We start from the raw sequence: 9,816 nt of genomic DNA on the forward strand, positions 1-9,816 counted from the left end.
AACTCCGGAGAGTATTTTGATCGTCTGCTCACTTGGCACCTCTTGCTTTTTCTGCGAAAAAAAGGTGTCCGTTTTATGTAATCAGGCTACAGTACCATGTTCCAATTAAAAACTCGGTATTGATAATCACTTTCGTTTGCGAAAATATGAGCCAAGGGAATACAATTAAAATAAAAACAATTCGACTTAAAATTCTTTCCATTGCATTACCTGATAGTTGGGTATTGGGCAGTGATCAAAGTATTTTTGGTTTAAACTTTTTGCTTGCACTAGAAATCTTTGATTCCCGTTTGCAATAAGCGTTTCATTTAACGAATATCATGTTCGCTATCATTATTTTGGCGAGATTCAATACATCTTTTATAATATTTGGAATCTAATTCTTCCATTTTTTGTCTTGAGAAATCTTTGTGATTGTCAATGCCTGTAAAGAATGTTACAACTGAAGTTTTACCATTTCCACCATAAAATGATTTTATGACAAAATATTGACCTTTCTTTGGCGGGAAATATTCAAACCCCAGAACAGTGCTATCAAAAGCATAAACCAATTCGTTTCCTTTCTTTAAATAATAATGTATAGAATACCTACGCGTAATTTTATTTTTAAAGTAATTTGGTCCAGGTGATAGGTCTGAAATAAAAATTTTATCCTCCTCTGACTTCAATTCTTTTCCATTTTCACAGCCAAAATAAAGTAAAAAATATCCTGTTTGATTCTTTTCCAAGATTATTTCTAAAACTGTACCTTCATTTTTACATGATATTTGTAATACTAGTGCTAGTATTGCATTAATAAAATTGCATCTATTAAATCTCATCGACTATATGTGCTTTAACCCAAGGTTGTGGATTTTTTGTTTCATGTTTCCGATTCCATTCCGACAACTTATAAGTTTTACGCTCAAAATGATCAGTCACCGTAGTAAAATTCCCTTGTTTGTCTTTGTGAATCGTAATGTTACTCTTTGTCATTTCTCTATCATTCGCCCTTGGCAGTCCAGAAATTCTTGCAATCGAATCTGTTTTTCTATGTAACATTAACGAAATATCACAAGGAACTAGTCTTTGGCATCTACCCAACTATTCCCTTGGATCCCATAAGTGCCTCTCGCAATCATCGAGAAAACAGAATATACGTGAAAATATGAACTTATTCTAAGTAAATTTTTTAGATTTCAGGAAATGAGTTCACAAAACTACGGATATGTGGTAGAAGGAGCCATTGGGTGGCGGGTGGAATACCCCACCCAGTCCAAATAGGGCGGGGATCTCTACGTACCAATCCTCTCCCCCTTCAACCTAACCCCACATCCAAAGCCATCATCAGCACAAATCCAAACATCGCACCCAATGTTGACATTTCGGTTTCTTTCCCCGTATGCGATTCTGGAATTAATTCTTCTACGACCACAAAGATCATCGCACCAGCCGCAAAGGAGAGTGCAAACGGAAGGATACTTGCTACATAAAACACAAGAGCTGCACCGAGAAGACCACCAATGGGTTCCACAAATCCAGAAAGTTGGCCATACCAAAAACTTTTTTTGGCACTAAAACCTTCTCGAAGCAGTGGAATCGAAACGGCAGCTCCTTCAGGGATATTTTGGATCCCAATGCCAAAGGCAACCACCACTGCGGCCATTAGAGCCTCGTATGTGAATCCATCACCTAAGGCACCAAAGGCGACACCTACCGCAAGTCCTTCTGGAATATTATGCAAAGTGATGGCAAGGATGAGTAACAAACTCCTTTGGAAAGAAGACTTCCCTCCTTCCAATCTGTTTTCTTCCAAACCCACATGTAAATGAGGAAGTAGTTTATGCAGAAAGTACAAACTGAGTCCACCTGATAAAAACCCAAGGCTCACATGAAACCAAGCAGGTTGGCCTGCATGTTCCGAAAGTTCAATCGAAGGGAGTAATAATGACCAAAAACTGGCAGCAATCATAATGCCAGAGGCAAATCCAAGCATGGCATTAAATACAGGTCTTGGCACGGTTCGAAAGAAAAACACAAAACCGGCTCCAAACGCAGTGCAAAACCAAGTAAACCCAGTGGCAAAAAGAGCCAAAACCACTGGATGAAGAGAGAGTAGAAAATTTAACATCTATTTTGCGGGCATCATCCCTACAAAAAGAGAACTCATTTCTTTGACACGCCAAAGTCCATCGGCATCTTTTTCTACGCTCACTGGCCGAAAACTAGAAGCACCTTTTGTGGCAACAAAGAGTTTGATTTTTCCAGTCGTTTCATCCCCTGAGTAAGGATTGGTAAATGTTTCTACAGTGAGAGGTAAACTCGGCGAATATCCGTTAGCTGGTTCTGCCCCTTTCCAATACCCATTTGGCAACATCTTGTATTTGTCAAGTTGCCCCATTAAGTAAGAATCACTTCCTCCTAAATCCACACCATCAACGGCTGTTGGTTTATTTGACTTTTGTCTATTTTTAGAAAGGACAGAAAGAGTCACTGCCTTACGACCTAACTCAGGGTTTTTGCCATACATCGACATCGCAAGTACAAGCATGGCCGCGGCTCCTTCGGGTGTCGTAGCAGTTGTAACCTGAATGGCTTTGAATTCTTCTATTGTACTTGGCTCAGTTGCAAAACTCACGGGTGTGCGTTCTGTCAGATTCTGCGCCACAAGGGAAAAGGTGAATCCCACGAGGAGGAGGCTTACAATTCGTTTCATGGGCGAAAATCCTAATGCAAATCGTGTCCCTTGCAATCTTTTTTCTAAATTTTTTCTTTACCAATGGCCACTAGACGATATGGTTTTTGTATGAAAAAAATTTTTTTCTTTTTGTTTTTGCTATTCCCACTCGTCATCGCCTCACAAACATTAAAGGATGCAAAAGAATTCCAAGCCCTTTCTAAAAAAATGTGTGCTAAATCTTCTGAATGTATGAAAGAGAAATTAAAAGACCTACCTCCTGAACAACGAAAGATGGTCGAATCTCAATTTGTGAATGGAAACGTCTGTGAGTCTCGTTACAAAAACTATATTGTGGAAGGCCAAAAACCAACAAACGACAAACCCACGAAAAAATTGACAAAACAAGACATCGAAGACATGAAACGTTGTGCCAAAGAAATGGCCTCTTTTTCTTGTTCTGATTTGGAAGAAGGAAAAGTTCCAGAGTCTTGTGAAAAATTCCAATCTCCAGAGGAGTAAAGAAACAAATCTCTATTCTAAATCTTCCAAATGGAGGGAGGAAGTTGTCCTTGGATTGCCATTCCGATGACAACTTTCGGATTTCCACTTCCATCGATCCTTTTCCAACATCTTAAAAAGTTCGTGGAGAAAAAAGTCACAAGGCTCACAATCGAAAGAGTGTTTGCTACAATTCCATCCAATACGGACTCACTTCCCCAATTGATTGTTTTCCCATAAGCTTCATTAAGAGTCGGTCCATTCCAATCGAGATTCCCGAACAATCGGGAAACCGATTCCCGAGAACCTGTAAAAAATCTTCATCCATAGGGAACACTTCCTTATTCAGTTTGGCACGTAATGATTGTTCGTCGGCAAATCGTTTTCGTTGTTCTATAGGATCATTCAATTCATAAAAGGCGTTGGCAAGTTCCAATCCATCCCAATAGATTTCAAACCGTTTGGCAACGCCATTTTCAATCCGAGCAAGGGCCGCACATTCCGGAGGATAATCATACAAAAAAACAATCCCTTCTCCGAGTTTAGGTTCAATACAATTTAAGAACACTAAGAAGAACAAATCTTCATATTGCCAAGTTTGTAATTCCTCAAAGGAAGCAGAAGTTAACTTTTGTTTGATGATGGTTGGGATCAAATTCTCTCTTTCAAATCCATGCCCTAAATGGATGAGAAACACTGACTGAACTGTGAAATGACGGATGAAACCTGGTTTGGAAAGTTGGTTGTGAAGTTTCGGTTCCCCTACAGTAAAAATCAATTCGCGTAAAAATTTTTCTATAAAATGCCGTAACACTTCCTCATCCATCTCCACTGCATAGAGTTCTAACATCAGAAACTCTTTGGTGTGATAAAAACTTCCCATCTCTCCTGACCTGTAGGTATGAGCCAACTCAAAGATACGAGATAGACCCTTTGCCATCATTTGTTTTAAGCTGTATTCGGGAGATGTGATGAGGTATCCCTTTTCTCTCCCCGAAGGAGACTTCACTTCAAAGGGATCGAGGTAGGGTTCCATACCCACAATGGGTTTGAGAGTCGGTGTATCCACTTCCAAAAATTCATTTCTTGAGAGAATCTCTCTTACGGTTTGTAAAAATCGCGAACGAAAAATGAGTGTCTCTTTTGGTAGAACCTGCAAACCTAACCTCCGATGGCAAAAAAAACAAAATACTTAAATGTAAGGGAAATTCAAAACGCCTATGAAATTGTCATCTTATCCAAACAAGTGCATGCAGAGATGGAAGAAGAACTGGACTCCGTGATGCATATGTTATTTTTCCAAACTAGATCTCATATCCAATTGGATCTATCGAATTTACCATACCTTCCCATCACCCTTCTCACCAAACTGTTGAATATGGCAAGAGACTTACGTTTAAAAAAACGAGTCATGGTTTTGAATGGGCTTAACCGATCCAGTTACCACTACCTCAAACGATTTGGACTAGTCAGACTTGTGTTCCCGAGCGAAGCGATTCTTAGAGAGTCTCATCGAGATCCCAGGGGATAATTTCCAGCTGCACGCCCATTTCACCTAACAAAAGCATCGTTCGTTTGTCGAGAGTGACCCCTTTTGTGTACTCAGAAGCAAACTCCACCGACAAATAGATCGCCGATTCATAGTTTTCCGTGAATTCTTTCAGTTCTTTTCGCACAGGACCTAGGGTCTTTAAGATGTCCCAGATATGATCTTGGGCTGGGGATTCAGGTCCCAATTTGGAATTGAGCTGCCAATGACTTGGAATTGTCATATTTTCGATGTCTTTTACATCTCCACCGTGGTAATAGTCAGGTGTGAGACCCAATTTTTCCGTCACTTCCAAGGGACGAAGCCTGGTTCCCGAAATGGCAAACATTGCCCACGATTTTAGTTCTCTTTGTGTTCCCGATTCCATTTTTTACTTTTTTTTTCTACTACAAGAACCAAATTGAGAAAGAACTCAAGGGAAAAACATGAAAAATATTTTGGTAATTGAGGACGATCCGGACATCGGGAACCTAATCCGGAAATCTCTCGATTCTGCTCACTACACCACCTCCGTTTTTGAAAATGGCGAAGATGGATTGAAATTTTATAAATCCAATCATCCTGATTTGGTGATTCTTGACCTTTCACTTCCAGACATTGATGGTATGGAAATTTGCCGAAGCATTCGGAAATCAGACGAAAGTACTCCAATTTTTATCCTTTCTGCAAGAACGGAAGAAATTGATCGGATCATGGGACTCGAGTTAGGTGCTGATGATTACATCACAAAACCATTTTCGGTTCGGGAACTCAAGACTCGTGTGGATGTTTTCTTTCGCCGTTGGGATAAAAAAATTGGGATCAAACCAAATGTGGGACAAGCGGGTGAGATCATTCGTGGCGCCTTAAAAATTGATTCCATTCGTCGTCGTGTTACCTTAAACGAAAACATCATCAACATCTCTCGTAAAGAATTCGACATTTTACAACTCTTAGCTGGTTCTCCAGGAAAAGTTTTTTCTCGTGAAATGATTTTGGAATCAGTTTGGGGAGTGGAATGGGATGGATTTGAAAGGATGATTGATAGCCATATCAAACGCATTCGTTCCAAACTGGAAAAAAATTCTGCGCAACCAGAATGGATTGAAACCATTTGGGGAATTGGATATCGTTTCACTGACAATTTTGAAAACATAGTTGTGCCAGACTAACATACGTTATGGAAGAAGTGAAAAAAGAAAAGTCCCTCATCGACGAAATTAAGTTGTATGAGAAAAAAGCCAAGGAAATTGAACAAAGAGCCAAGGAGAAGTATATGGAACAAGTAAGCGACATCAAACAAAAGTTAGGAAAAGCAAGCGAAGAAGCGTCAATTCGCGCAAGAGAAGTGATCGACAATGTGGGAACTTATGTAAAAGAAAATCCACAAAAAGCAGCTGTGATTGGATTTGGTGTAGGACTTGGTCTTGGACTTGCCCTTGGTTGGTTTTTTAAGAAGAAATAATTGGACGAAAAACACTCTAAACAACGCAAAAAAGGTGGTTTAAAAGCCACCTTCGAAGACTTCATCGCCAAACTTGTTTCCTATGTTGAGGTGATGTTTCTTTATCTGCAAAAAAACTTACAGTTTTATATCCAAAACATTGTTAAAAAATCAGTTTGGGTTTTCACGGCCCTCACCCTGATCCTGCTTGGACTAACGTACGTTTCGTACGGAATCTTTTTAAGCCTTCAGAAATTTTTGACAAATGGTGATCCTATCCTATCCAGTTTTGGAACTGGTTTTGGATTTATCTTTTTAGCTTTTGTTTTTTTATCCTTTGTCTTACGTAAATAATCTGTATGGCTTTTAATCCTTTCCAAGACCACAACCGTTATCTCGATAAAGATCCAAAAGACATGACCTTGTCCGAATTACGGATGTTACTAAAGATCAAACGAATGGATTTACAACTTGGATGGAATGAATTGGAAGGCAAAATCAAATTCTGGCAACGAGTGGGTCGTTCCCTTCGTGAATCTGGTTTAATCGACAAAGCAAAAGAAGGTTTGCAAAGTTATTTGCAAAAGGATCAACCAAAAGAATAAGGATTTTCCCTTCCGAAGCCGATCCTAGTAACAACAGTAGGACAACTATGGCATCGGAAGAAATTTTAGTATTTACCACAATAGGCGACCGCGACATGGCCGAAGAACATATCTCGGAAATGTTGGAACAAGGCATCATTGTATCAGGAACCATTTTTCCTGAAGTCGAACTTGTTTACCTTTGGGAAGGGAAAATCACCGTTGATACCGAAAACAAAATTTTACTCAAAGCAAAAGCCGACAAGTATGATGCCATCGAAGCGTATATTATGAAACACCATCCTTACATTGCACCTGAAATCATTCGGATGGACGTAAGTTTTGGTAGCCCCGCCTACAAAGCGTTTGTTGCCGATAAAATCAAAAAGAATAGCTAACAAAAAAAGTCCTCGCGGAACTTTAGCATTTAAGCCCATCGTTTATCGTTTTCGATTCTTTCTTTCGAAAACGAGGGACACTTCTTTTGTGGTGATCACAATCTCGACTTGATTTTCGTTTTTATGGGCGCCTCGAATTCAATTTTCTCACAATCATCTTTTCGTATCATCGACCGGGCCACTCTGGGGTGCGCTAACGCTCCCGTCCTAGTTGGCGTTTCGCCTCCTAGGACCAAGCCCTTCCTGTCCCTGGCGCAGGGATAGAACGTATTCACCAAATTGCATTTACTTTATACTGAGTGATGAGTGAATCTTTGGTGATGATTGGCAACTTTTCATGATTAGATTGACAGACTAAAATACGATCAAAGGGATCTTTATGTAAATCTGGTAAATTGAGAAGACCAAATGTGTGTGCCATTGTGATCTCTAAAATCTTACAATCGATTGCAACGAGTGATTCAGAAATGATTTTCGCGGGAGAATGGCGTAAATTTAATTTTCCTATTTTAAACTTAATGATCATTTCCCAGCTACTTGCAACACTCATATACAATTCATTTTCTGAATTTTCGACAATGCGCAGAACCTTTTTAGATAGATTTTCAGGTTCAAATAATATCCACAAATATGTATGTGTGTCGAGTAAATACTTCAAGATAAAAAACCTGAGATTTCATCGTTTGGCAGTGGTTCGAAAAAATCTTTTGTGATTTTTGTTTCCCCTTGGTAGATCCCTATTTTTCTTTTTTTCTTTTGATCAGGAACAATTCGCACGAGCTTTACTACTGGTTTTCCTGCTTTGGAGATCACCACTTCTTTTCCTTCTATTGCCTGAACAATGAGTTTAGAAAGATTTGACTTTGCATCATGAATATTATATTCCATGAATATAGATTAGCTAACAAAATGGGCTAAGTCAACCAAAATACGAACCAATCCGTCTCTCCCTTCCTTTAAAAAAAATTGAATTTCCACTTATTCCCCACATAAATTTGTGTTGCCAAATGACTACATATATTTGATTAGTCAAATGGCTACACAATGGATTTACGAAGAGATGTTTTTCAAGCAATTGCAGATCCCACAAGGCGGGCCATCCTCCTCCTTGTGGCCACCCAGTCTATGACTGCGGGAGCCATTGCTTCCCAATTTGATTCCAAAAGACCAACCATTTCCAAACACTTACTCATCTTAACTGAGTGTGATTTGTTACGACGAGAACCTATCGGCCGTGAAATGTACTACCACCTAAACCCACATAAGATGAAAGAAATTGCCTATTTCATCGAACCTTTCCGTAAACTCTGGGACGACAGATTCAACAAATTGGAATCCGTAATGAAACAATATAAACCGAAGGCATGATGAACCTTAAGGCCAACAAAGTCAGAATACAAAAAGGGAAATAGTAAGAAATTTAAAATGGAACTCAAAACAAAAGTGATCGCCGAAAACGGCAAACAAGAGTTAACGATTGAAAGAGAATTTGATTTACCAGCATCATTAGTGTTTCAAGCTCATACAGTGCCAGAACTCATTGAACAATGGATGGGGAACAAAGTATTACAATTTGAAAAACAAAACCACGGAAGTTATGTATTGGAAACAAAATCTCCTGAAGGGCACGTACTCTTTCGAGCCAATGGGGTGTTACTCAATCTTGTGGAGGACCAAAGTTTTGTACGCACATTTGAAATGGAAAACACAGGTTTCCCTATTCAACTTGAATTTTTTACCTTCGAAGCAATTTCCGAAAACAAATCCAAACTAAAGATGCATATCATCTATAAGTCCGTGGAACATAGAGATCAAATTTTAAAAATGCCATTTGCCCAAGGCATCAATATGGCTCACAACCGATTGGAAACCATCATAAAACAGTGAATGGATTCACCTGAAGTATAAGTAAATCGGGATGTAGTAACTCCCTTTAAAAAAAATAAGGAATCAAATTTTCAATTAGGAGATCGTGTATGTCAGAAAAAACTAAAAAAATTCTATATTGGTTCTTTACCCTTTGGCTGTCCCTCGGTATGGTATCAACAGCCATTGTCCAACTCATGAAACTTCCTGAAGAAGTGGAAAAGATAAACCAACTAGGTTACCCCACCTACTTTCTCACTCTTTTAGGTGTTTGGAAATTGCTCGGCGTAGTAGCTGTACTTGCACCCAAATTTGTAGTACTCAAAGAATGGGCCTATGCAGGATTTTTCTTTGCAATGTCTGGAGCGGCGGTCTCTCACATCATTTGTGGACATCCCATAACGGAAGTTTTACCATCAGTTTTACTTTTAAGCCTAACCGTGATTTCATGGTATTTACGACCAGAAAATCGTAAAGTCAAAAGTTAATTGGATGAAGAATTGAAGAAGGGGTTGTTTTTCTTTCAGACTGGGTCATTCTTAATTACTAGTTTTTAAAAATAACCAGAACTTTTTTATTTTTATTAAAATATATTAACGTTTTTCTAATGAATATATTATAACCTATCAGAAATAGATATGCAATCACAGGTAAAAGTACAAAATGAATTCTATCATATGAAGTAGACAAATGCCAAGACAGGTCGTGAATACTAAATAGATAAATTAAATTATAACCTAAAATTAAAATGAGAAGTGAAACTCTGTCCTAGTTCAGCGAAAAAGGTAATTTTGTAATCAAAAAATAAGCTAAGCCACAAGATCCAATTTAATACTTTC

18 protein-coding genes are annotated in these 9,816 nt (G+C 38.7%); 10 read left to right on the top strand and 8 right to left on the bottom strand.

Annotation, left to right across the window (positions count from 1 at the left end; genetic code table 11):
• Window positions 1-308 precede the first annotated feature (308 nt).
• From EHQ59_RS16160 to EHQ59_RS16175, 4 genes are all read right to left on the bottom strand, one after another.
• Window positions 309-821 (bottom strand): hypothetical protein, encoded by a 513-nt coding sequence (locus EHQ59_RS16160; RefSeq protein WP_135620821.1) that lies wholly within the window; start codon window positions 819-821, stop codon window positions 309-311.
• Entirely contained in the window at window positions 811-1,041 is a 231-nt protein-coding gene (locus EHQ59_RS16165; protein ID WP_135620824.1) for a hypothetical protein, read from the bottom strand. The genes EHQ59_RS16160 and EHQ59_RS16165 overlap by 11 nt, the downstream gene beginning before the upstream one ends.
• 256 nt (window positions 1,042-1,297) lie before the next feature.
• A complete protein-coding gene (locus EHQ59_RS16170; RefSeq protein WP_135620826.1) occupies window positions 1,298-2,110 on the bottom strand; it encodes a ZIP family metal transporter in 813 nt (270 codons plus the stop codon).
• Window positions 2,111-2,695 (bottom strand): DUF6935 domain-containing protein, encoded by a 585-nt coding sequence (locus EHQ59_RS16175; RefSeq protein WP_135620828.1) that lies wholly within the window; start codon window positions 2,693-2,695, stop codon window positions 2,111-2,113.
• 90 nt (window positions 2,696-2,785) lie between these two features.
• Between EHQ59_RS16175 and EHQ59_RS16180 the strand changes: the two genes are divergently transcribed.
• Entirely contained in the window at window positions 2,786-3,178 is a 393-nt protein-coding gene (locus EHQ59_RS16180) for an LA_2478/LA_2722/LA_4182 family protein (RefSeq protein WP_135620829.1), read from the top strand.
• 166 nt (window positions 3,179-3,344) lie between these two features.
• Here the strand turns inward: EHQ59_RS16180 and EHQ59_RS16185 are convergent, their stop codons facing one another.
• Entirely contained in the window at window positions 3,345-4,316 is a 972-nt protein-coding gene (locus EHQ59_RS16185; RefSeq protein WP_135620831.1) for an amino acid--tRNA ligase-related protein, read from the bottom strand.
• A gap of 12 nt (window positions 4,317-4,328) precedes the next feature.
• On the opposite strand from EHQ59_RS16185, the gene EHQ59_RS16190 reads away from it, so the two are divergent.
• A complete protein-coding gene (locus EHQ59_RS16190; RefSeq protein WP_135620833.1) occupies window positions 4,329-4,688 on the top strand; it encodes an STAS domain-containing protein in 360 nt (119 codons plus the stop codon).
• Here EHQ59_RS16190 and EHQ59_RS16195 read toward each other — a convergent pair.
• Window positions 4,657-5,073, bottom strand: a complete 417-nt coding sequence (locus EHQ59_RS16195; RefSeq protein WP_135620834.1) for a DUF4279 domain-containing protein — start codon at window positions 5,071-5,073, stop codon at window positions 4,657-4,659. The two genes, EHQ59_RS16190 and EHQ59_RS16195, sit on opposite strands and share 32 nt — an antisense overlap.
• Before the next feature lie 58 nt (window positions 5,074-5,131).
• Between EHQ59_RS16195 and EHQ59_RS16200 the strand changes: the two genes are divergently transcribed.
• From EHQ59_RS16200 to cutA, 5 genes are read left to right on the top strand one after another with little or no spacing between them, the layout of a single operon-like run.
• Complete coding sequence (locus EHQ59_RS16200) at window positions 5,132-5,857, top strand: response regulator transcription factor (protein WP_012476707.1); 726 nt, start codon at window positions 5,132-5,134, stop codon at window positions 5,855-5,857.
• 8 nt (window positions 5,858-5,865) lie between these two features.
• A complete protein-coding gene (locus EHQ59_RS16205) occupies window positions 5,866-6,150 on the top strand; it encodes a DUF883 family protein (RefSeq protein WP_135620836.1) in 285 nt (94 codons plus the stop codon).
• A complete protein-coding gene (locus EHQ59_RS16210) occupies window positions 6,151-6,483 on the top strand; it encodes an LBF_4227 family protein (RefSeq protein WP_135620838.1) in 333 nt (110 codons plus the stop codon).
• A 5-nt stretch (window positions 6,484-6,488) separates the two neighbouring features.
• Window positions 6,489-6,734 (top strand): hypothetical protein, encoded by a 246-nt coding sequence (locus EHQ59_RS16215; protein WP_135620840.1) that lies wholly within the window; start codon window positions 6,489-6,491, stop codon window positions 6,732-6,734.
• A 47-nt stretch (window positions 6,735-6,781) separates the two neighbouring features.
• Window positions 6,782-7,111 (top strand): divalent-cation tolerance protein CutA, encoded by a 330-nt coding sequence (gene cutA, locus EHQ59_RS16220; RefSeq protein ID WP_135620842.1) that lies wholly within the window; start codon window positions 6,782-6,784, stop codon window positions 7,109-7,111.
• 271 nt (window positions 7,112-7,382) lie between these two features.
• Here cutA and EHQ59_RS16225 read toward each other — a convergent pair whose 3' ends face one another.
• Entirely contained in the window at window positions 7,383-7,769 is a 387-nt protein-coding gene (locus EHQ59_RS16225; protein ID WP_135620844.1) for a type II toxin-antitoxin system VapC family toxin, read from the bottom strand.
• On the bottom strand, window positions 7,766-7,999 hold the full coding sequence (locus tag EHQ59_RS16230; protein ID WP_135620846.1) for a type II toxin-antitoxin system Phd/YefM family antitoxin: 234 nt from the start codon (window positions 7,997-7,999) through the stop codon (window positions 7,766-7,768). The genes EHQ59_RS16225 and EHQ59_RS16230 overlap by 4 nt, the downstream gene beginning before the upstream one ends.
• A gap of 156 nt (window positions 8,000-8,155) precedes the next feature.
• On the opposite strand from EHQ59_RS16230, the gene EHQ59_RS16235 reads away from it, so the two are divergent.
• The 3 genes from EHQ59_RS16235 to EHQ59_RS16245 all read left to right on the top strand — a co-directional run bounded on the left by EHQ59_RS16235 (window position 8,156) and on the right by EHQ59_RS16245 (window position 9,465).
• Window positions 8,156-8,479, top strand: a complete 324-nt coding sequence (locus tag EHQ59_RS16235; protein WP_135620848.1) for a metalloregulator ArsR/SmtB family transcription factor — start codon at window positions 8,156-8,158, stop codon at window positions 8,477-8,479.
• 57 nt (window positions 8,480-8,536) lie between these two features.
• Complete coding sequence (locus tag EHQ59_RS16240; protein ID WP_135620850.1) at window positions 8,537-8,998, top strand: SRPBCC family protein; 462 nt, start codon at window positions 8,537-8,539, stop codon at window positions 8,996-8,998.
• 89 nt (window positions 8,999-9,087) lie between these two features.
• Window positions 9,088-9,465 (top strand): DoxX family protein, encoded by a 378-nt coding sequence (locus EHQ59_RS16245; RefSeq protein WP_135620852.1) that lies wholly within the window; start codon window positions 9,088-9,090, stop codon window positions 9,463-9,465.
• Window positions 9,466-9,816 lie beyond the last annotated feature (351 nt).

Origin of the sequence: Leptospira kemamanensis (genome assembly GCF_004769665.1) — a bacterium.
Lineage (GTDB): Bacteria > Spirochaetota > Leptospiria > Leptospirales > Leptospiraceae > Leptospira_A > Leptospira_A kemamanensis.